The following is a 22,012-nucleotide window of genomic DNA, read 5'->3' as shown; positions in this document are numbered from 1 at the left end:
GTTAGCCCTCAAGCTTAGACTTATCACGCACAGCGCCTTTGTCGGCACTGGTTGCCATGCTCGCGTAAGCTTTCAGTGCGAATGACACTTCACGCTGACGGTTTTCTGGTTTCCAGCCTAATGCATCTTGTTTTTCACGACGTGCTGTTAGTTCAGCTTCTGGTACATCAAGCGTGATTGAACGGCTAGGGATGTCGATAGTGATGATATCGCCCGTGTTAACTAGACCAATCACACCGCCACTTGCTGCTTCTGGAGAAGCGTGGCCGATAGACAGACCCGATGTACCACCAGAGAAGCGACCATCAGTCAGTAGAGCACATGACTTGCCTAAGCCCATTGATTTCAAGTAAGTCGTTGGGTACAGCATTTCTTGCATACCTGGACCACCTTTTGGACCTTCGTAGCGAATAACAACGACTTCACCTGCTTTAACTTTACCCGCTAAGATACCTTCTACCGCTGTATCTTGGCTTTCAAATACGATCGCTGGACCTTGGAATTTAAGGTTTTCTTCATCAACACCCGCAGTCTTAACGATACAACCATCAACCGCGATGTTGCCTGAAAGTACCGCTAGGCCACCTTCTTGGCTGAATGCGTTCTCTTTGGTACGAATACAACCTTCTTTGCGATCGTCATCAAGGCGATCCCAACGGCAATCTTGTGAGAAAGCTTTAGTTGTACGGATGCCTGCAGGGCCAGCACGGAAGAACTTAAGCACCGCTTCGTCTTCTGTCTGCATGATGTCGTACTGCGCAAGTTGCTCTTGCATGCTTAGACCAAGCACGGTACGAGTTTGGTTGTTTAGTAGACCTGCACGGTCAAGTTCACCAAGGATCGCCATCACACCACCAGCGCGGTGAACGTCTTCCATATGGTATTTCGGAGTTGAAGGTGCCACTTTACATAGGTGTGGAACACGGCGAGACATCGCATCGATATCATCCATATCGAAATCAATGTCGCCTTCTTGAGCTGCTGCTAAAAGGTGAAGAACGGTGTTACTAGAACCACCCATTGCGATATCAAGCGCCATCGCATTATCAAATGCAGCGCGGTTTGCAATGTTGCGTGGCAGTGCTGACTCGTCGTCTTGCTCGTAGTAACGCTTGGTTAGATCAACGATGCGCTTACCGGCATTGATGAACAGTTCTTCGCGGTCTGCGTGTGTCGCCAGCATAGAACCGTTACCAGGCTGAGATAGGCCAAGTGCTTCTGTTAGACAGTTCATTGAGTTAGCTGTGAACATACCTGAACATGAACCACAGGTTGGACATGCAGAACGTTCTACTTGCTCACTTTGCTCATCTGAAATCGTTGGATCGGCACCTTGGATCATTGCGTCAACAAGGTCGAGCTTGATGATCTGATCTGAAAGCTTGGTTTTACCTGCTTCCATTGGGCCGCCTGATACAAAGATCACTGGGATGTTAAGGCGCATTGCAGCCATCATCATTCCCGGAGTGATTTTGTCACAGTTAGAGATACACACCATTGCGTCCGCACAGTGTGCATTGACCATGTATTCTACTGAGTCTGCAATAAGCTCACGTGATGGCAATGAGTACAGCATGCCGCCGTGGCCCATTGCGATACCATCATCGACTGCGATGGTGTTGAATTCTTTAGCGATACCGCCCGCTTTCTCGATTTCACCCGCAACCAGTTGACCCATATCTTTAAGGTGAACGTGGCCTGGTACGAATTGAGTGAAAGAGTTTACAACCGCGATGATTGGCTTACCGAAGTCATCATCTTTAACGCCAGTTGCACGCCATAAAGCGCGCGCACCAGCCATGTTGCGTCCGTGGGTAGTCGTTGCTGAACGATAGATTGGCATTGCTTAAATCCTTATAAAATATTTGGCTGTTGCTTACTTAGTGGTTTGTGTTTGGCTTTCTGACGCGTGGTCTGCTGGGTAAACGTAGTCTAACCAGCCCCACTTATCTTCAGTCGTGCCATTGAATAAACCAAAGTAAGCTGCTTGAACTTTTTCAGTGATAGGACCGCGTTTTCCTTCACCTACTGTAATTTTGTCTACGCTGCGAACCGGAACGATCTCTGCAGCTGTGCCGGTCATGAAGACTTCGTCAGCAAGGTATAGCGCTTCACGAGCAATGTTCTCTTCACGGATTTCATAACCCATGTCTTTTGCTAGCGTCATGATCGAGTCACGAGTGATACCTGGCAGAATCGCGCTGGTTGCTGGTGGTGTAGAGAGAATGCCGTTACGAATAACAAAAATGTTCTCGCCCGCGCCCTCTGAAAGGTAACCATCAACACTTAGGGCAATACCTTCATCGTAACCATGACGACGAGCTTCACCACCAACTAGCAGTGAAGATAGGTAGTTACCGCCAGCCTTTGCTGAGGTTGGGATAGTATTTGGCGCTGCACGGTTCCAGCTTGAGATCATCGCATCTACGCCATTTTCTAGCGCTTCTTCACCAAGGTAAGAACCCCATGGGAAAGCAGCGATGATCAGATCCATCTCTGTGTTTTCAGGAGGGCAAACACCTAAACCAACGTTGCCGACAAAGCCGAGAGGGCGGATGTACGCTGACTCTAGCTTATTTTGGCGTAGCGTTTCGCGAGTCGCTTCCATAATTTCTTCCTCAGTGAAAGGAATTGGGAAGCGATAGATTTTCGCTGAGTCTTTTAGGCGTCTTGCGTGCTCTGGGTGACGGAAGATAACCGGACCCTTTGGCGTGTTGTAGCAACGAACGCCTTCAAATACAGAAGTACCGTAGTGCATTGCGTGAGTCAGGACGTGAACGTTCGCCTCTGCCCAAGGAACCATTTCACCGTTAAACCAAATATAGTCTGCTGTTTTAGCTGTCATGTTTGCGGTTCCTTATGCACTTATTTTTTGTTGTAAGTTATTGTTTGGCAATTCATTACGACTGATAGAAATAACGTCAACGGTACGTACATCCCACAGCTTTTCGATCTGATTAACTAAGAAAGAAATCGGGCGGTCACTGTCGACAATGATCTCAACGCTCGCGACTTTACTTTCGTGGTTTTGGGTGCCAGCCACTTGCTTAACGATGAAGCCACGGTGGCGAATAACACGAAGAACACGTTCTAACAGTACTGGTTTATCATCGGCTTTGATGTCTAATAAGTATCTTTTCATGTTATGTGTTCTCCAACATTTCGCTGTTTGAAGCACCTGGCGGTACTAGTGGCCATACGTTTTCTTCTTCATCGATAAGGACATGAAGTAGGTAAGCGGTTTTGCTCTCAAGCATCTCTTTTAATGCAGGCTCTACTTCTTCTTTACGAGTGATGGTTTTGCCCGGGATATCGAACGCTTTTGCCAGCATGACGAAATCTGGGTTGTCATCCAAGATAGTTTCACTGTGTCGGCCATCAAAGAACAGAGATTGCCATTGGCGAACCATGCCTAAGCGCGAGTTGTTAAGCAGCACCATTTTTACTGGGATTTGGCGACGTTTCAGCGTACCAAGCTCTTGCACGTTCATCATGAATGAGCCGTCACCTGAGATAAGTATAGATTGGTCATCAGGACGACCAACCGATGCACCCATAGCTGCAGGTAGGCCAAAGCCCATAGTGCCCAAGCCCGCTGACGTGATGAAGTTTTGTGGTTCGCGAGGTTGAATATGTTGAGCTGCCCACATCTGGTGTTGGCCAACATCAGTCGAAACCATAGAACTCGCAGGCATCATGTCTGACAGTTGTTTCAACAACAGAGGTGCGAAGATAAGATCGCCTGGGTGGTCGTAGCGCCACTTGAATGAACTGCGTAGCCCTTCAGAGTGGTGAACCCAAGAAGAGATGTCTTGGCTTAGTTCCAGTTGAGGCATGATCTTGTTGATGTCACCGCGAATCGGCGCATTGGCCAGACGCAGTTTACTGAACTCTGCCGCATCGATATCGATATGGATAACTTTCGCGTGTGGTGCAAATGTATCAAGCTTGCCGGTTACTCGGTCATCAAAACGAGCGCCAACAACAATCAACAGGTCACTTTCTTGAACCACTAGGTTAGCGGCTTTGGTGCCGTGCATACCCAGCATACCCAAGTAGTGTGGGTCGTCACGTTCAATGGTGCCTAGGCCTTTTAGTGTGCTTACTGCAGGCATTGGATTTAGACGTAAAAACTCGCGAACTGCATCGGTTGCTTTCGCCAGTTGAACGCCACCACCTACGTATAAAACAGGACGAGTCGCTTGAGACAAGAAGTACTGAGCTTGTTCAATAGCATCCGTTGTCACAACAGGAATAGCTGGTGGTGTAAATTCAGGAAGAATTTTTACAGGGGACTCTGCTAGCTGAACATCTTTAGCGATATCGACAATAACCGGACCGGGACGCCCTGCTTTTGCAACGATAAATGCTTCAGCCAGTGTTGGAGCAAGCTCTTCAATATCGGTAACGAGGTAACTGTGTTTAGTACATGACAGAGACATACCAATCACATCCATTTCTTGGAATGCATCGGTACCAATGTGGGAGCTAGCAACTTGACCAGTGATAGCGACGAGTGGGATGGAGTCCATAAAGGCATCAGCAAGACCTGTGACTAGGTTAGTCGCGCCTGGGCCTGAGGTTGCCATACAAACAGCGACGTCTTGTGTAGCACGTGCCATACCGATAGCTGCCATTGCAGCACCTTGCTCATGGCGACACAGGATATGCTCAACCCCGCCGTCATAAAGTGCGTCGTAGATTGGCATGATGGCACCACCTGGGTAACCAAATACGGTTTCAATACCCTGCTGTTTTAGTGCGGATACAACTAGTTCTGCGCCTTTCATCGGAATTTCCCCGTATTACCTATATTTTGGTAACTGTTTCCATTGTCTATGCACATCTTGTGCTCCCATTCTTCCTGTAAATCGGCAAAGCCGAAAATGTTTCAAATATAAAAATCGAATCGTTAAATTAGAAAAAACCCCCGGACTTTTCAGTGCGGGGGTTTTTTCTAATTCGTGGTTACTTTTTTCCCACTCGCCCCCGCGTAGTCTCAATAATGACTACGATAATCAGGTTAATCAGTGCGTAAATGCGAGCGTTAAACATCATAAAATTCGAGTTTTCTCGTTTATTGTCTTAAGTAATTGTCTACATCTCTAGTGTTATCACACAAATCTGCCGCATGACAAGGAAAATGTCATTCTTTTTTCACATTAAAACACCATTCCACCACGCTATATAACAACCTTATCGCTTTGGTGAGCAATGAATATCCAGAGTGAATACTTTTAAATCAAAGACAAAGGAAAGTTATGGGACTCGCGATAATTCATAGCCGAGCTAGTGTGGGTGTAGAGGCGCCAGAAGTGACCGTTGAGGTGCATATAAGCAACGGAATGCCCGGTTTTACGCTGGTGGGTTTACCTGAGACTACGGTTAAAGAATCGAAAGACCGAGTGAGGAGTGCCATCATCAATTCTCGCTTTGAATTCCCATCAAAAAGAATCACCGTCAATCTTGCTCCTGCCGATTTACCCAAAGAAGGAGGGCGTTTTGACTTACCAATTGCTCTGGGTATTCTGGTAGCGTCCGATCAACTACCCACATCAAAAATAGCTCAACATGAGTTTATTGGTGAGTTGGCGTTATCGGGAGAATTACGTTCAGTCAAAGGAGTTCTACCAGCGACATTAGCGGCGGATAGTGTTGAGCGATGCTTGGTGGTACCGCATCACAATGGCGATCAGGCAGCCCTAGTTGGCAAGGGGGCGCACAAGTCAGCGCAAACATTGTTGGAGGTTTGTGCCGATATGTGTGGTCAGGCTCAGCTTGGGTTGTATCGTACAGAGCAACATCAGATCGACGCAGTCGAACATCGTGATTTGCAGGACATCATTGGTCAACAGCAAGGTAAGCGAGCATTGGAGATAGCAGCGGCTGGTAATCACAATTTACTAATCAAATATCTGGAATAACCCTGACTTGAATACGCAGACCGAAGCTCCTAGAGTGCAATAAATTTTATTGGAAGAGGTTGGCTTGTGAGTCTTGCGTATAGCTACATTAGATTTAGTTCACTGGAACAGGCAAAGGGTGATTCGTTTCGGAGGCAGACAGCTTTAGCTAAAAGTTACTGTGATAAACATGGGCTCAACCTAGCTGATTTAACTCTTAGAGATCTCGGAAAGTCTGCATACCACGGAACCCATTTTAAAGATGGGGCTTTGGGTGAATTCATTGGGGCAGTTAAAGACGGTACTATTCCTAGAGGCTCGTACTTGCTTGTAGAGTCTATGGATAGGCTTAGTAGGGAAAAGATATCTATAGCTCTTCGCCGGTTTATGGAATTGCTAGAGCTAGGTGTTAGCATTGTTACTTTGCAAGACAGTCGTACATACACGACTGAATCATTAGATCGAATTGAAGACTTGATGTTGTCTCTCGTCTTTATGATGCGAGCACATGAAGAGTCTCTTACTAAGTCTAAGCGTTTAAAAGCAGCTCATGCAGAGAAGAGAAAGCAAGCAAGAGAAAATCTAAAGCCTACTGGCTATAACATGCCTCATTGGATAACTCTCACTGATACAGGATATGAACTGATGCCTGATAGAGTTGAACTGATTAAGCGCATCTTTCAGATGACTATTGATGGTCTCGGATCTATCGCGATTCATAAGCAGCTTAATAAAGAGGGGATAAAGCCATGGGGGCGTTCTAAAACTGGTTGGCACACTACCTATATAAAGAAGATATTAAGAGCTAGAACCGTTCTAGGTGAGTATCAGCCATTCAAATCGGAGAATGGCAAGCGAGTAGAGGATGGTGAGCCAATACAAAGTTATTACCCTGCCGCTATTGATATAGATACCTTTAAAAGAGCTAGCCTGGCTATTGAACGTCGCCACGGAAAATCTAGTGGGACCCGAAAGAATGCCATTAATAACCTGTTTACGGGGCTAGTTGTCTGTAAGAACTGCGGTGCGACAATGCATTACCTAAATAAAGGTAGTGGAAGTAAAGGTGGTCAGTACCTAGTTTGTAGTAGAGCTCGCCAAGGTGCTCATCATGATGGCGTTAGTTGTAAGTACGCTTCAATGCGTTATCCGGTAATAGAAGATGCGATATTAGGTGTTGCGGCAACTTTGAATCTAAGGTTGCAGACGGCCAACCATGAAGAAGAATCAGCACATATTAAAGAGCAGTTGTCCAACATATTTCGGAATTTGAAAACGGCTGAAGCTTCTGTAATACGCTTGGTTGATTTGCTTGATTCAAGTACTGGAAGTAAGGCATTGCTCAATAAGTTAGAACAAAGAGAAGCAGAGCAAAAAGAGCTTGAACAACGTTATAGAGAGCTTGAGAAGCAATTAGATGAGATAGAGCTTACTCCGAAATCTAACAACGTCTGGAAAGAATTAAGAAGCACGCTTAAGGTGCTGAAAGTAGAAGCAGCAGATAGAACCAACGTAACTTTAAGGGCCAAGATAAACTCCCAGCTAGTGCGATGTATTGAGAAGATAGAATTTGACTCTATGGGCAAAATTATCACTATCCGCATAGACAAAGAGCGAACCATCGAATTGCGGTTTAATGAGAAACAAACGAGCCACATGATTAAAACATCGTGGGATAGTCGAGAGTTTCCACCTAGCACGTTTAGGGTTAGAACTATGGCCAATAAAGCTGCAACCGTATTTTGCGATAAGTCATAAAACGCATTGAAACTTAGCTTATATCATTCAAACTCATACTACTATAAGGTAAAATAAACCAAACACTTATAAATACCGCACAAGGGAACACTGATGAAGCTACGCTATTTTGGCTATTATTTGCGTGAGTTTGATTCTCAAGAAACCTTTCTATACAACATCAAACCTATTATTGATGCATTTGTTAGCGCAAACAATATAGAGCTTAAAAGTAGCTTCAAGCGTGGTGATGAAAAACTGTATCTAACCAAGGTCGCAGCACAAAAGAATCTATACTATTTTGTTCGTACTAGCGATGACGATATCATCAAGCGCGTTAATGAACAGAGTATCACGGTCGGTGAAATTTCAGATAATCTAGCTGCAAACGAGAAAGTAGCATTTGCCTCTTACGTCTACATTTGCCCTGAACGACAAGTGATAGCATGTGCAAGCGGCATGAGCTGCCCAAGATTTGATGACTTAGCTGATTACATCAATGAGATGTTTAAAAAAGTTGGTCTGAACAAATATGAAGTGGGCTTGAGCGCTCTTACAACTACTAGTAGTAAAACAGACTTGCTAGAGATGGAAGTGGTTAACAGCATCTATATCGATGTAGCTGCGGATAGGGATATCAGTCGATACCTATGTAAAAAGCTAACTGGTTCAGAGTCTGGCAGTCTTGGTAACTTGCGTATCACGATTGAGCCTAGTGGATCTAATATGCGTGATGTTTTCAGGAAGATTGTGCATAGACACGATACTACTGGTAATAGTCAGAGCAGTGATGGCATCACGCAGATTGGTGCTAAAGCAAAGCATGATGAGCTGAAAGGTCAGTTAATGGATCATTGGTTAGACAATGAGAATAATTTAGTAGACTCATTGAATCCAAAAGCGAAGCGAAGAAAATTGCCCGATCAGATCAGTGAAAAGTTCGACCAAAACGAGCAGCTAGCACTTCTCTTTAGAGACTATGTATCGAACAATCGATATAAAGAGAAAAGCGTTCCTTTACTTGACCAGTATAAAGAGGTAAAACCGTTCGCCGCTAAGAAGAGCGAAGTTGTTCTAAACAAAGAAGCCGACAATGATGACAATGTGGCTTCCATAGTAGAGGCAGAGAAGGCTTAAAAGTCATGACTAATACAGAGATTGCAAGGGTTAAGAAGCTTATATGGTTAACACCGTTGATTGGTGTAGCTATTGGTTTCGCATACCTTGGAATTAAGCATTACGCTAATTGGTCGGTTGGCTTTAAAGAAGTAAGAACCCTTGCAACAGTAGTAGCTGGCTTTAGCTTTACTATGATGGGCTTCCTTGCTGCGATAGCTGCATTCTTGTTTTCTCTTCAAAAGTACCGTTTCTTTAAGCGTTGGATTCAAGACGGGTACTCAGATATTTTCTTCACTCTATTCAAAGTAACGTTTGCGTGCTTATTCGTTACTTTTGGGTGTAGCTTGTTTGTTTTTACATCTCAAGCAGTAGGCTTTGCATTCAAGCTTATGATGATGTCAGTCACTAACAATATCTTGCAACTTGGTGTGGTGACTTTGATTATCATGGATAAAGTTGCAAAAGCGAAACACAGCGAAGAATCCTAGAAAAGAGGTCGGTTTATCCGGCCTTTTTCATATCTGCAATATCCCCCTTTACTCTAGTATCAAAAAACACTCGTTAAACGATACTAGCTGAACAGCACCACCACTAGTATCATAAAAATAGCGTTGACAATAAATGATACTATCAGTATTATGATGCTACGTTTTTGATACTGATATTGAGATACACAATGACTACTGGTCGCATTTTCGCTTATTGCCGAGTTTCTACTGTAGAGCAAACAACTGATAACCAAATTCTAGCTATACGCAATGCAGGATATGATATTCAAGAAAGCAGAGTAATTTCTGAGACGGTATCAGGCAGTGTTAGGGCAATGGAACGTAAAGAGTTCAAAACTCTAATAGAGCATAAGCTAGAAGCCGGAGATACATTGGTTGTTCTTAAGCTAGACCGCTTAGGTCGTGACAACATCGATGTACAGCAGACAATAGAACAACTAACAGTTAAGCAAATCAAAGTAGTTTCTCTAGACCTGCCTGTATCTGATCTAAGTAGTGCTGAAGGTAAGCTTATGCTGCAAATGTTCTCAGCTTTCGCAGAGTTCGAAAGAAACCGCATCAGAGAGCGCACTCAAGAAGGGCTTAACAGAGCTAAAGCTGAAGGTAAGAAGCTAGGTCGACCTGCTGCAAAGGGAACTACCGAAAATGTACAGCGATGCAAAGCAGAGGGGTTATCTCAAAGTGCTACTGCTAAAGATCTAAGTATCGGTATAGCAACAGTTAAGCGTCATTGGAATAAGTAAGAGAAAGCTAGGGTTACCTAGCTTCTTTCATTTCATACTCTTTCATCATTTCTTCAAACACCCTTGGGACGTACCCGTCCATAATCAGTTTGTCACGTAAAGCCGCATAGCATGATTCATCTGATAGCTCATCGCTAGATACAATAGCTGTACCTTGAGGCGGGTTTGCTTTAAATGTTGCCTTGCTTGGCTCTGGTAGCTCATCGCAAAAGATAGTGCATTGCATATCAATAGGCTTATCAGTCTTCACTAATACATATTCGTCCGCTTCTAGTTCAGTTTGTGCTTGAATACGGTCAACTCTCCACTTGATGTAGTAGTTCTTAGCATCAGATGACACTCTTAAGTCCGGTCTTGATACGTTGTGATAGTTGGGCATGATATGTGAGAACCTATCATTGTATTCATTTTTCGTCTTAGGTTCTGGCGGATACTTATTATCAGGTACTTTGATTGATAGCCCCTTGTGACGTGGGATAGTAAGTTCTACAGAAACCCCACTAGCTAAGATACGACTACTATTCGAGATGTTTAGATATAGAATTTCAGCCCCTGCCCATTCTCTCAGTACATCGGCTCGTTCTCGATATAAGCTACTATTTAATTGGTCACCAAAATGATGGGACCTTTGGATTGACTGCACCGTCCGGTAAATAGAAGCATGATGACCAAGGATAGATTCATCAAATGTCGGTTCTTCTTGATCTGGAATACTATCTCTATCAGGAAGAGATACCAATTGACCACGTATAGTGAACTCTGAATCTAGCTTCTCCTTGTCACCATTAAGTAGAAAGAAACTGAGAACGGGGTACTTTGGAAGCTCAGCTTTCTTAGTCTCAATGAAGTCTTTACCAAGAGTTACAGTTACGTGATACACCATACCGGTAATGACGAGTAAGACGCCCACTATGGGATCACTAGATGCACTAAGAACAGAGCGAAGAATCTCTGATTTACCTATGTACTCTTCGAATAATGCCACTACTACAGCATGAAGAAAGTTAACCTGTGATTCGACTATTAGACCTATACCAGTAAGAACAACAGCCTTAGCGATAGTGTTGTAAGCCTTGGGTCTGATTAGATTTAGGAAACGTTCAACAGTATCTAGCCAGCCATTTACTTTCTCTTGCATTGAGCCTCTATGACATCATGTTCAATTCGATGAGTATAGATTACCCCAGAAAGAATGATTGATCACTTATTGTTCTATCGATCGCAAAGTGAGTTTGTCATTTCCCCTATAGGGAAACGCTTTCTTTGACCCTCATGGTTCCTGAGTGTAGGAGGGAATATAGGCTTGATTCTTATACTAGTTCCTATTAGCTCTATTATGTCTTGTAAGTCATTACTTTACGGCCTAACGTTTAAATTCCTTATTAACGTAGTAAAAAGATATGTTTATAGACTTACCTAAAGAGACACTTTCTATTCTTCACAGTCATTTACACCCAATCAATGATGAACTTGCTATTGAGTATTTGAACCTGATAGATGCTATGAATAAACAAGTCTTAAGTGATGCAGAGATACCAAGAAGCTATCTTCCAGTCAGAGTTCAGATGGTGCTTAGACCTTGCTTAAAACCGCTAGGTTATCGTTTCGGTTTTTGTAGTAAAGGTGATGAAAAACTATGGGGATTTAAGAGAAATTACGCTTAAATAGTTATATAAATATGATGGTTGTCTAGAAAAAATGAATTAGTTCTTTGTTTTCTTATAGTAGTTATCTTTGAGGCCTTATAAAACAGTGGTTGTTAGGTTTTCAATGTGTAACATTAATGGGAACTGATGTGTAGTAGATAACAGGAAGTAACAAGGATGTGCACAGAAAATAAAAAAATCGACCCCAAACAGTACAACTATGCTTGCTACTTACTTCAGAGCGGAGAGTGCTCTACTGCAAAAGAAGTTGCAGAGATAGTAGATGTACCAGTAGCTACACTTCGCGCTAGATTCCGTAAGGATGGAATTACCAAACCCGTAACGCTACAAACTGAAGATCTAAATGACTCAGATAGCTCCAAGAAGCTGAAAGCTGAGTACCTCAACTGGCTCAATGCATTAACCAAGAGAGGACTCATGTTTGCTCAGAAGAGTGCTACAGAGAATATCCCCTTAGGTAATTTCAAAGATGACCTTCGTTCGCTGAAGTACATTACAGACATAGCCAATAAAAACTACGCTACTTGCGCAAAAATCCTAAATGCTGACGAGACTGTTGATGCCGAAGAACTACCGGAATTTAAAGTAGTAGAAATGACAGCGAGTGATGTTGAAGGTGTACGGCAAGCTCAGCGAGAACAATTTCGAGAGCTATCAACTACTGACGAAATCGAAAGTCATCATTAGAGCCTATCTATGAAGAATTGATTTAAAGAAGAGATGGAGTCTCTTCTTGTAATGAAAGAAAAATAAGGAAGTTACATGTTTAACAAATCGCGTATTCAAGATGCCATGACTAATAAAACCAAGTTATGGACAAATCTCGTTACCTCAGATACCGCTTCTGAGTACTTGGCTAGCGGGAATCAGGCAAGGAGCTCTATTAGCCCATTAACTCCCAGTACAAGAGCACCGTTAGGTGGCTATCTTCTAAAGTCATATTTAGCCCCAAATGGTGCTTCAATGATTAGATTGCCAGATGGTGATTTCGTCATTATTGATACCCTTGAGTCATCTGATACCAAGATAAAAATTGAGTCTGCAATATCCAGTGAACTATCCATTTCTTCTGACTTTCTTAATCAACAAAAAGCTAATAAGAAAAAGTTACCACATGATGAGTACACTGGTTCAAGTCGCGGCATAGATAAACAAAATGAGATTGAAGATGCTTATCACCTAAAGCAAAAACGCTACGATGAATACTTATCAGAGCTAGAGGGTGGTGGCTCAACTATCATGAACCTAGTAACGTTTGAAGAATGGTACGGCAATAAGTACGGCATTGGGCTGAGTGAAGAAGAAACAAAAATCTGGAAAGCCGAAAGGGAAGAAGAGAGACGCTTAGAATCTGAAAAGATTCAGTATCTACGGGAGCTAGAAAGCGGTTCCATTGGTGCTATGACTCATGATGAATGGCTGTCTAAAAGGAAGATTTCGGCTCTCACTGGTGAAGACAAATCCGCATATGAGCGTTCTCAAATGCGCCAGTCTATGGAGATTCAGTTAGGCTTTGCAAAGCAGGGAATTGGTCTGGAATCGCAGTTAAAACTTAGAGATCTTGAGAAAGCTATTCAGGAATATGACGATAGATATAAACCAAATGGCTATCTTCTTGATCATATTCGTGAAGCTATGGAGATTGAGGCAAATAAGACGGATGAAGATAGGGAAGCTGAGAAAGTCGTTGCTGAGCTTTTAGAAATCCAGTCAGCTTTAGTCGGTAATAGGGAAATTAAAGCCGGTATTACCTCAAAGATGAATGAAAGAGAGCTTTTGGATAGATACATTTTCCTCACTGAAAACTTTGATGACCAAGGTTACCAGTGCAAAGGCCCTAGTATCGAAGAGCAAATTGCGAAGCGTGTAGTCGCTGCTAGAGCAAAGGCACATGAAACACTTGATGCTATGCAAGAAGCAACGAAGAATGGTGAAAGGCTAAACCCTAAAGAGCTTCTCAAGGCAAAGAAGATATTAGGCTCTTTTGATAAGTACGATGAAGATGGTTATGAATTCGAACTAGTCATCAAGAAAGACTACCTTGGTAATGACGCAAAAGACGAAGATGGTAATCCAATACAAATCAAACGTAGACTTCGTGGTGAAAACAAGATAGCCAAGGCTTTGAACCAGCAAGTTCATGACGCTGAAAAGAAGAAAAGGAATGATGCAGCTAAGAGCGAAGAAGAAGCCGAGATAGATGCTGAAATCAAGAGCATTACAAACCCCACATTTGATGAGCTAACTAGGCCTGAAAGCAGCGGAGAGGTTGTGATTGATGACTAGTGAGTCTGTGTTTGCTCATTTGCCATCTGAAGTGATTGAGTCTGTAGCCGAGGAGCTACAGACCACTCGTTCTAAAGTGGCAAAGCGAATCTTCAATTGTATGACGCCATTAACTGGTACTTTCCCGTATAAATCTACTATGGAATTAGCTCTTGAGATAGATAGCCTATGCTTTGGGCAAGCGGTGAAGAAGCATCTAAACCCAATATTGGCAGCGCATGGTTATTACATGGCAGCATTACGGCCAGAACTTCCTATTATTGATTCCCATGGTGAAAAGTCTCGTCAGAGGTATTGGGGTTTTGTTAAGCATGGCTAGAACAGAGAAAAGCATAAAGAAACCAACTTTTTCCTGTTTATTCATATGAACCTTATACATGACAATTTTCGATTAAGAATCTTTTAGTAATCGTTTTTTTAGATTGAACGGTTCAAGTTCTGATCAATCTTGCGTGATTTGTTCTTATATTTGCGTTTTGTGCATCTGTAACAGAATCATGTTGTAAAAAATGCACTTACAGAGAGGCTATTAATCCAGTAAATATCATCTCTACTAACCCTTCCGAGCGACTGTGAACGGGTTGGATTTAAAGCATGTAGCGAAGACGTCTAACCGTGGTGGTCGGACTGAAACAGCAAATAGCTGAAAATCTGACTAACAGTGGCTCGGTATGGATACTAAGACTCGTACAATTACACATAAGATGATGGCAACCACCAGCAAAGATGAATTGTTGGCGGCTATCACTGTCCGTATCGAGAAAAGTACCTACCAAGCTGCTGTTAACTCAGGTAACCCCATTGATTACCTCGCAAAGAATCTCAAACGTCATCTCAAAGCTCACGGTATTAACTCCGATGAGCTTTGGTTCTCACTAGAGTTGGCATACGAAAATGACTGTCTCAAAAATCCGCATATACACGGCACAATAAAAATAAAACGAGATCAGCACCAGGCTCTACTAGATGCTCTTTTGGTGTCACTTGGTAAACCAAAAATCAAAAGTGCGGCACGTAAGAGACAGGTCAATGAAGTCTACTCTCTAGGGTGGGCTGATTACTGTCTAAAAAACATTAAAAAAACTAGTGATTCTATAGGAAGAAGAGCTGTTTTCATCGCTCGTTCACTTGCCAAAACAGACCCTCAAGTTTTCGGTAAAAATGATTACCCCAAAAACGCCCAGAGTCCTTGCTCTGATTGGTCTGAGAGCAGTTCTGAGAAAGTGTTGTCTAGTTATGTATTTAATACTTCTAAAACCAGCACTAAAAACCCTCAAATAACACACCAAAAAAACTACACAGCCCGAACGGGTAAAAGTGCATTCAGATAGCACTCTAAAACACCTCAACAATCACCACATCTATGGCAATGATTTGGATGCAAAAGCAGGATTACCGCCCGCTAAGTATCACCCCAAAAAGGGGAACGAGAAAATTTTGGCGTGCCACCAGCAATCTCCCCCGAATGGGCTAGATGAACAGCTAAGGAAAGCTAATGGAACAAGAATACAATGCAGGCAGCATCAAGATACTGAGACCTGAAGAAGTTAACCAATTTGATTGGGTTTTACTGTCAGAGCTAGCAGGGCAATACAAACAGCCTGTTGAATGGCTACAGAGAGGCTTCGAGGCATCGAGAAGGCTCAATCTAGACCCTAGAGAGTACTTTGTACCAAGGTATGTTCTAAAGCAGCCTGTAAAGCCCTATCCGGAGTTTGCTGAGGTGTTTAAGGAAGTAATGATAGAGCATCGAGCTACCAAGCATTAAAACACCCGACACCGACTAAATGCCGTCCTAGTATTCGCACCTCACTACACAAAGAGGAATAAAAATGAGAAACACGATTATTGGTTTATTTGGGGCGGCAATTCTATCTGGCTGTGCTAACCCTATGGTTGAGCAGTATCGAGCAGATACAACAAAACCGATTATCATCACTGATTACTATCAGGCTTATCCAAATAGTGCAGGCGGTATTAAGGTGTATCTAACTGCATTCAATATGACAGGTAAACCTATCAAGTACTTCGATTTTTGGGCTAAGCATTATGACCGAGTTGGAGAGGTTCAATCTGACGATATCAGTGGAGATATTTCCAAGGGCTATCGGTTTACGGGTCCATACCTAAAAGAGAAAGCTATATCCGGTAATTTTGGTCCATCGTTTTATGATTTTGGTGCTAACTGTATGACGTTAGACAGAGTTGAGGTGACTTATATGGATAACACTAAGCAAGTTCTTGATGGTGAAGCTCTTGAAAACATTATCGTAGCTAAGGGTGCAAGCTGCCGGAACTTGATGAATAGATAATCACTGTGCGGAATCACACTACAGATCTGTAGTGTGATTAACAGAATCGTTATTCGAAAAACTCTCAATCAATTTGAGAGTTTTTTCTTTACTGCCAAATCGGTGCTGTACTAGCATCATAAAACTCTATATCGGCATCAATGAAACGTCTGGCATTTGCCATCGTTTCTTTGTTTGCATCTGAGTTTTCGTCGCCAAAAATACTAATGAATACCTTATCAACATCACTTTCGTTAATTTGGTCAAAAATATGCTTGTCGTTCTCAGCCATAGAGTGACCATGGATGAATAGTGGACCACTAAGTTTTTTCAGAGCTTTGAAGCAAGAGTTCAAATATGGGTTGTGCTCAATGCGGGATCGTTTCTTTTGGTGCGTCGGTTCTGATACGAACAAAGGAAATTTTCCTTGATTTAGATTGTCCCTTACTTGGTCGACAATACTTTCATCAGCCTGACCCCTGAATGCTTGCTTCTTGATTCGTGTTTCAGTGTCATAGATATGAAGCCCACCATGTAGGAAGAATACATTTTGGTCATCCATGTTTTCCCAAGTTGTTCGGCGAAACCCATCATCTGTAAAGTAGCCTTCAGGGTCGATATCAGACTTATTAACAATCCAGTAAAGAAGTAAGTCATAGTTCAGCGTAAAAATGTTCTCGAACTGAATGATGAATGGTTTTGCTGCTTCATACTGAGCGACTGTTACGGAGCTAGATCTCAAAGGGTGAGTTTGCGAAATAACTTGGATGAGTGAATTTTTCAGTTGTTCTTGATCTGCTCTGATTTCATCAATTTTTGCGCGGTTGACACCGTAGCTTTCACATACAGTTTCAGCTGCTTCAAGCGCTCTCATTACCTGCTCGAAGTCGAAGGTTTCAAACTTATTAAAAATACCTTTGATATTCCTATTACGAGCACCGAAGTTAGCTCTTTGAAGTAAGTTTTCATAATTGAAAATATTGTGATTCCAAGCTTGTGAGAATCCGTTTGCTAAGAGTACGGAGGGGGTTTCCTCAACTTCAAGTGAGTCCAACTTTTCTTCAAATGTTTCTAATGGCATGATTTTCTCTTTGTGTATAGATGTTATGCAACTGTATTAGCTTTAAATGCGTCGGTCTACATATCTAATTCACACAAACAGAAAAACGATCTGTAACGCTCTCTAACAGCTTTAATCAACAATAAAGCTACAACGAGTTATCTCAATGTGTAAAAGCTTCTCAGAAGATCGCTCAGATCGATTTAGAGTTATATATGAGTTAAGTTTTAACTGCTTTTTCTATCAATGAGAAAACAATACTCCCCTTTTACAATCAAAACACGCTCATCATCTAGTCGATGAACCGTCAGGTCATCTATATCAAAAAGAATTTCAGAATCATGAGCTATCAAGATGTCAGAGGCGGTATTCAAATCCATATTCAGCAAGTTCCTATACAAGTAATTTGTGCACATTATCTTGAATATTATTTTTTTGTCGATGCTTCATTAGTTACTTAAACTCAAGTAATTAAAAGAGAAATAAGTCACTGGTGACTGAACTGAACACGGTTTGTACTGGTTTGATCAATTACTGATCAGTCAGTCATTAGAAGAGTAGATCTTGATTGATAATCGAAGAGAATCTGTAGATAGTCGCGCGTGATGTTGATGTGTTTCATTTTCAACAGATACAAAAAAACCCGCTAGTGAAGCGGGTTTCCTGTCACAAGAAAGAGCGCCAACTCGTTCTTGTAGATCGGTAACAGTTAGCACCTGTCACCAGTTGCCCAAGCGATCAAGATTGGGCTTGTTCGGAAGTGTCCAACAACCGAACGAGTCGGATTAAATCATTTATGGGCTACGAATGGCAATAGATTGTTCTTATATCAGGAACTAAGCGATCACTTAATGTCCGACCTCACCCCATATTCCAACTTTGAAATAAAAAACCATCACGGTTTAGTTCACCTCACAAGATACCTTGCTGAAGAAATGTCGGGTTCTGAAAAGAGATATCTATTCGTTGCATCTGCGATTTTCGAATTCATTAACTACAAATCTGAAGAATGCACCGTTTATGTAGATACCATCATCGATAGAGTCATCGAGTCCGGCTTGGATGAGTATGTGACCCTGCCTGAAAAGTTAGAAAGCTGCAAAAGACTAGTTAGTCGAGTTATTCAGTGGATGGTTAAACAGTTTCCGTGCTTTTCAAGAAAGCTGAACAGCAAAATGGATGATATTGGAAACTATGAAGGGCGAGGTGCTTCTACATACGCTATTTGCATGAAAAGTATGGAAGTGCTTTTGAAGCTGAAGTTGTATGAGGTACGCCAAGAAAAGAAGTTCAAAGCTGAGGGTAAAAGAAGAGCTGAACTTGCGAAATCGAAGAAGACGTCAACGTTACAACATAAGCTTGATGAGAAAAAAATAGTGTCATCTAGCGAAGTGTCATCTAGATATATAAAGAATAACAGTAATATAAATACATATATAACAGAGTCAGAGACTGAAAAAACGAATCTAGATACGTCTACAAGAACCCCAACAGAGCGAGCACTAGTTGCATCACGAGACTGTGAGATTGTAGGGCTAAGAAAACTGCTTAAGAAATTTGTTCGTGGTCGTAAGAAGCAACCTAAAGTCAAAAATGAGTATGCGCGCCTAGAAGAAGAGCATGTAAAACGTAAAACACGTCAAAGAGCACATACGGCAGCTTTGGAGCGTTACAAAGCGTCAGAGCTTGATGAGGACTTAAATGCTTACCTTCGTGATTTAGGGGAGCGGGAGGAGCTATTGAGAGATGAGATGTATCTTCATACTCGACGTCTATACAAAGCTGACTTGCTTGGAGCAATGCAGAGCCAAGAGATTTTGAGTTTTGCAAAAGCTACTAGTGTAACTAGGGGTTATTCAAGTCATAACACTTTATTCCTTGGCCCGCCCGGAACCGGCAAGACTATGCTCGCTTCTCGATTGCGCGACCTATTACCTGAAATGAGTGATGACGAGGCGATGGAAACTGCTTCGGTGGCCTCGCTAACACAACAAGAGATTAATCAATACAACTGGAAGCAAAGGCCTTTTCGATCACCTCATCATTCCAGTTCGATGGCGGCATTGGTCGGTGGTGGTTCCGTACCTCGTCCCGGAGAGATCTCTTTGGCGCACAATGGATTATTGTTTCTTGATGAGATGCCTGAGTTTGAGCGCAAGGTGCTCGATTCACTACGAGAGCCTCTGGAGTCAGGTGAGATCATTATTTCACGCGTGGCTGGCAAAACTCGTTTCCCAGCTCGCTTTCAATTGGTGGGTGCGCTGAACCCAAGTCCGACAGGCTATTACGAAGGTAATCGAGCGCGAGCTAATCCGCAGATTATATTGCGCTATCTCAATCGATTATCGGGGCCACTGCTTGATCGGTTCGATATGTCATTGGAGATCCCATTGCTTCCCAAAGGGATGTTGGCTGAAGGTGGCGATCGTGGTGAAACCACTCAAGTGGTAAAGCAAAGAGTTAAACAAGCGCGCCAGTTGATGCTGTCTAGGAACCATAAATCGAATGCGCTGTTAGGCAGCCGAGAAATTGAAAAGTATTGCCCATTGCGACGCGAGGATGCGGAGTTTTTAGAAACGGCACTGCATCGATTGGGTTTATCGATCCGTGCCTATCATCGCATTATTAAGGTAGCGCGAACCATTGCTGACCTTGACGGTAATGAGCAGATTGAAAAGAAGCACTTATCAGAGGCACTTGGCTACCGAGCGATGGATCGACTGTTGAAACAACTCACTGCTCAAGCTGTGTAGTCATACCAATCGTAGTAAACAACGGGTCATTTATTTACTGTGATTGGTATAAAAACAAGAATGCCTGCTTTTTACGCAGGCTTTCGTTGTTATGAACTGATGGTTATGAGCGAGCAGTGAAGCCTAACTAGAACTTGTAGTTCAAGCCAACTGAGACGATGTATTGTGATTCATCGTAGAAGGTAATGTTCGAGTCGCTGGTGCCGTAGCCCGCAAGCGAAACAAACGACCAGTTTTCCCAGTCCATGAATTGATCATATTCATACGCGGCAAATAGGTTGATGTTGTCGTCGCTGCGCTTCTTGTTGTAGATAGGGTTGCTTGCATCGTAAGAGCGTTGGTTATAGCCCGCTGTTAGTGCGTATTGGTGACGACCCATACCGCCAAACAAACTCACTTCACCGCCAAACTGTTCATAAGAGGCAGCTTTGCCATCGGCAGAACTTGATTGGTAAATCAATGATGGCACTAACATCATGGTGCGACTGATCGGCTGACGATACTGCCCTTTCAGATAGAAGGTGTCCGCATCGCGCTTTAATTCTGGATCTTTAACCAGATCGTTTTCTACATCTTTGGTTGCGAAAGCCATGTCCAATGAGAACGGAGAGCCAGCAATGCTGCTTAATTTCAAACGAAACGCATTACCCGTTTCGTCTGTTTTACTTCGAGCTGTACCAACCTCGTATGGGTTTGCCCAAGTCTCACCAGACATGATGGTTGGCAGAAGTGAAGCGTCGATGGTCATGCCTGACTCTAGTTGGTATTTATAACCCAATTCAAGTACCACAGTACCCGTTGCTACGTCATCTCGCGCTGTACCTGTGTAAACCTGGTGGTTTAGTTTTTCACCGAAGGTGTAAGCAACGCTGCCTAAAGGTGCAACAAGGAATGAGCTTTCCGAAGAAGCCTTCTGTTGGTTAGATGAAATAGTGCTGTCAGCATCGGTATTAAAATTTGAGGTTGAAGAAGTAAAACCGGTGTTGATAGATATTTCACCACTAAAACCTGCTTCATCAGCAAGCTTGGCAAAAGCAGGTGCTGCGGCAACGCTCAGTGCTAATAACGTATATTTAATTTTCATTCAGAGGCTCCTTGCCCCAGTGAGTGGTAGCAACAAATAGCTGTTAATAAAAAGTTATAGAAAACAGCATAATCTAAAGGTTCACTTTATCGCGCACCTTATAAAGGTTTATTAGATAAATGGGAAGTAGAACCGTATCGCGGCCTAAAAATTATGTGTTTGCTGAAGATGATTAAAAAGCGTCAGGCACAAAAAAGGAAGCCGAAGCTCCCTTAATATGGTTTTTTGATTGTTTTTTACTTCTTCAGTAAGAAGTTAACCAATTCAAAATATTCGTCTAGGCTGTTGATGCCTTGTGCTTCTACCAAGTAACGGTTATTCACTACTACTGCTGGTACGCCAGAAAGGCCGCTGTCTTTGAATGCTTTGTCGAAACGACGAACCATTGAATCGACTGCAAAGCCATTGTATGCCGCATCGAATTTCTTAGCATCAACGCCTTCATCTAGGAAGATTTGACGTAGTTCTGCTTCATCGCGTGGTGGCTTGTTCATGTTGTGAATGCGGTTAAACATCACTGGCACCATTTTGTCTTCCACTTTAAGCGCAATCATTGTCGCGTAAGCTTTGCTCATTGGCAGACCCATGTTGCCGCCCATGAATGAAACATGGTTCTTCTGTAGCTTCGCGTCAGCTGGTAGCTGTTGTTTTAGCTGCTGGATGATAGGCTCAAAGCTATTACAGTGTGGGCAGTAGAAAGAGAAAAACTCTGTCACCATTGGTTTCTTTGATGCTTCTAGATCGAGAACCTTGTAGTGTTCACCTTCGTTAAATTTCGCAGCGTGAGCTGAAAGGCTCAACATGATCAATGAGAAAAATGCGAATAGCTTTTTCATTTATCCAATCTCCATTATGTTTGA

20 protein-coding genes and 2 pseudogenes are annotated in these 22,012 nt (G+C 42.7%); 13 read left to right on the top strand and 9 right to left on the bottom strand.

The genetic code is table 11. The annotated features are described in order from the left end of the window. Position 1: 1 nt before the first annotated feature. Genes ilvD through ilvG form a run of 4 tightly spaced genes read right to left on the bottom strand, consistent with a single transcriptional unit; the run spans position 2 to position 4,790 of the window. On the bottom strand, positions 2–1,843 hold the full coding sequence (gene ilvD / locus OW495_RS19760; RefSeq protein WP_017107537.1) for a dihydroxy-acid dehydratase: 1,842 nt from the start codon (positions 1,841–1,843) through the stop codon (positions 2–4). Positions 1,844–1,876: 33 nt separating this feature from the next. After that, positions 1,877–2,845 (bottom strand): branched-chain amino acid transaminase, encoded by a 969-nt coding sequence (locus OW495_RS19755; RefSeq protein WP_102361773.1) that lies wholly within the window; start codon positions 2,843–2,845, stop codon positions 1,877–1,879. 12 nt (positions 2,846–2,857) lie between these two features. Beyond that, positions 2,858–3,142 carry an acetolactate synthase 2 small subunit gene (gene ilvM, locus OW495_RS19750; protein ID WP_017111739.1) on the bottom strand — a complete coding sequence of 95 codons (285 nt, stop codon included), beginning with the start codon at positions 3,140–3,142 and terminating at the stop codon, positions 2,858–2,860. Position 3,143: 1 nt separating this feature from the next. Beyond that, positions 3,144–4,790: an acetolactate synthase 2 catalytic subunit gene (gene ilvG / locus OW495_RS19745; RefSeq protein ID WP_289887903.1), complete on the bottom strand. Its 1,647-nt coding sequence runs from the start codon at positions 4,788–4,790 to the stop codon at positions 3,144–3,146. A 471-nt stretch (positions 4,791–5,261) separates the two neighbouring features. Here ilvG and OW495_RS19740 point away from each other — a divergent pair. The 5 genes and pseudogenes from OW495_RS19740 to OW495_RS19720 form a co-directional block, all read left to right on the top strand. Continuing rightward, positions 5,262–5,906 (top strand): annotated as a pseudogene (locus tag OW495_RS19740) (magnesium chelatase domain-containing protein); the annotation flags it as partial. Between the two features lie 84 nt (positions 5,907–5,990). Continuing rightward, entirely contained in the window at positions 5,991–7,661 is a 1,671-nt protein-coding gene (locus OW495_RS19735; protein ID WP_289887901.1) for a recombinase family protein, read from the top strand. 93 nt (positions 7,662–7,754) lie between these two features. Then, the gene (locus tag OW495_RS19730) at positions 7,755–8,777 is read left to right on the top strand and encodes a hypothetical protein (protein WP_289887899.1); all 1,023 of its coding nucleotides are present in this window, start codon (positions 7,755–7,757) and stop codon (positions 8,775–8,777) included. Between the two features lie 5 nt (positions 8,778–8,782). Further along, a complete protein-coding gene (locus OW495_RS19725; protein ID WP_289887898.1) occupies positions 8,783–9,247 on the top strand; it encodes a hypothetical protein in 465 nt (154 codons plus the stop codon). Between the two features lie 188 nt (positions 9,248–9,435). Continuing rightward, on the top strand, positions 9,436–10,011 hold the full coding sequence (locus OW495_RS19720) for a recombinase family protein (protein WP_108151497.1): 576 nt from the start codon (positions 9,436–9,438) through the stop codon (positions 10,009–10,011). A gap of 13 nt (positions 10,012–10,024) precedes the next feature. Here the strand turns inward: OW495_RS19720 and OW495_RS19715 are convergent, their stop codons facing one another. Continuing rightward, the gene (locus OW495_RS19715) at positions 10,025–11,149 is read right to left on the bottom strand and encodes a hypothetical protein (RefSeq protein ID WP_289887897.1); all 1,125 of its coding nucleotides are present in this window, start codon (positions 11,147–11,149) and stop codon (positions 10,025–10,027) included. Between the two features lie 262 nt (positions 11,150–11,411). On the opposite strand from OW495_RS19715, the gene OW495_RS19710 reads away from it, so the two are divergent. The 7 genes from OW495_RS19710 (at position 11,412) to OW495_RS19680 (ending at position 16,276) form a co-directional block, all read left to right on the top strand. Further along, on the top strand, positions 11,412–11,675 hold the full coding sequence (locus OW495_RS19710; protein ID WP_108151493.1) for a hypothetical protein: 264 nt from the start codon (positions 11,412–11,414) through the stop codon (positions 11,673–11,675). 159 nt (positions 11,676–11,834) lie between these two features. Further along, positions 11,835–12,365: a hypothetical protein gene (locus OW495_RS19705; RefSeq protein ID WP_108151491.1), complete on the top strand. Its 531-nt coding sequence runs from the start codon at positions 11,835–11,837 to the stop codon at positions 12,363–12,365. Between the two features lie 75 nt (positions 12,366–12,440). After that, positions 12,441–13,964, top strand: a complete 1,524-nt coding sequence (locus tag OW495_RS19700; RefSeq protein ID WP_289887896.1) for a hypothetical protein — start codon at positions 12,441–12,443, stop codon at positions 13,962–13,964. Next, positions 13,957–14,283 carry a hypothetical protein gene (locus OW495_RS19695; RefSeq protein WP_280555603.1) on the top strand — a complete coding sequence of 109 codons (327 nt, stop codon included), beginning with the start codon at positions 13,957–13,959 and terminating at the stop codon, positions 14,281–14,283. Before OW495_RS19700 ends, OW495_RS19695 begins: the two co-directional genes overlap by 8 nt. Positions 14,284–14,635: 352 nt before the next feature. Continuing rightward, complete coding sequence (locus OW495_RS19690; protein ID WP_289887890.1) at positions 14,636–15,295, top strand: hypothetical protein; 660 nt, start codon at positions 14,636–14,638, stop codon at positions 15,293–15,295. 164 nt (positions 15,296–15,459) lie between these two features. After that, positions 15,460–15,732 carry a hypothetical protein gene (locus OW495_RS19685; protein ID WP_108151483.1) on the top strand — a complete coding sequence of 91 codons (273 nt, stop codon included), beginning with the start codon at positions 15,460–15,462 and terminating at the stop codon, positions 15,730–15,732. A gap of 64 nt (positions 15,733–15,796) precedes the next feature. After that, entirely contained in the window at positions 15,797–16,276 is a 480-nt protein-coding gene (locus OW495_RS19680; RefSeq protein WP_108151481.1) for a hypothetical protein, read from the top strand. Positions 16,277–16,364: 88 nt separating this feature from the next. Here the strand turns inward: OW495_RS19680 and OW495_RS19675 are convergent, their stop codons facing one another. Continuing rightward, a complete protein-coding gene (locus OW495_RS19675) occupies positions 16,365–17,336 on the bottom strand; it encodes a DUF4917 family protein (protein WP_108151479.1) in 972 nt (323 codons plus the stop codon). A gap of 206 nt (positions 17,337–17,542) precedes the next feature. Continuing rightward, entirely contained in the window at positions 17,543–17,695 is a 153-nt protein-coding gene (locus OW495_RS19670) for a hypothetical protein (RefSeq protein ID WP_181360267.1), read from the bottom strand. A gap of 1,479 nt (positions 17,696–19,174) precedes the next feature. Here OW495_RS19670 and OW495_RS19665 point away from each other — a divergent pair. Further along, positions 19,175–20,068, top strand: a pseudogene (locus tag OW495_RS19665) (YifB family Mg chelatase-like AAA ATPase); the annotation flags it as partial. A 127-nt stretch (positions 20,069–20,195) separates the two neighbouring features. Here the strand turns inward: OW495_RS19665 and OW495_RS19660 are convergent. Together OW495_RS19660 and OW495_RS19655 are read right to left on the bottom strand one after the other, a co-directional pair. After that, positions 20,196–21,152, bottom strand: a complete 957-nt coding sequence (locus tag OW495_RS19660; protein ID WP_289887889.1) for a DUF2860 domain-containing protein — start codon at positions 21,150–21,152, stop codon at positions 20,196–20,198. A 236-nt stretch (positions 21,153–21,388) separates the two neighbouring features. Continuing rightward, on the bottom strand, positions 21,389–21,988 hold the full coding sequence (locus tag OW495_RS19655) for a thiol:disulfide interchange protein DsbA/DsbL (RefSeq protein WP_017109674.1): 600 nt from the start codon (positions 21,986–21,988) through the stop codon (positions 21,389–21,391). Positions 21,989–22,012: the final 24 nt, after the last annotated feature.

The organism is Vibrio sp. 14N.309.X.WAT.E.F5 (assembly GCF_030397615.1).
In the GTDB taxonomy this organism is placed as follows: domain Bacteria; phylum Pseudomonadota; class Gammaproteobacteria; order Enterobacterales; family Vibrionaceae; genus Vibrio; species Vibrio lentus.
The sequence above is the reverse complement of the archived record's forward strand: the minus strand, read 5'-3'. Positions and strand labels throughout refer to the sequence as shown.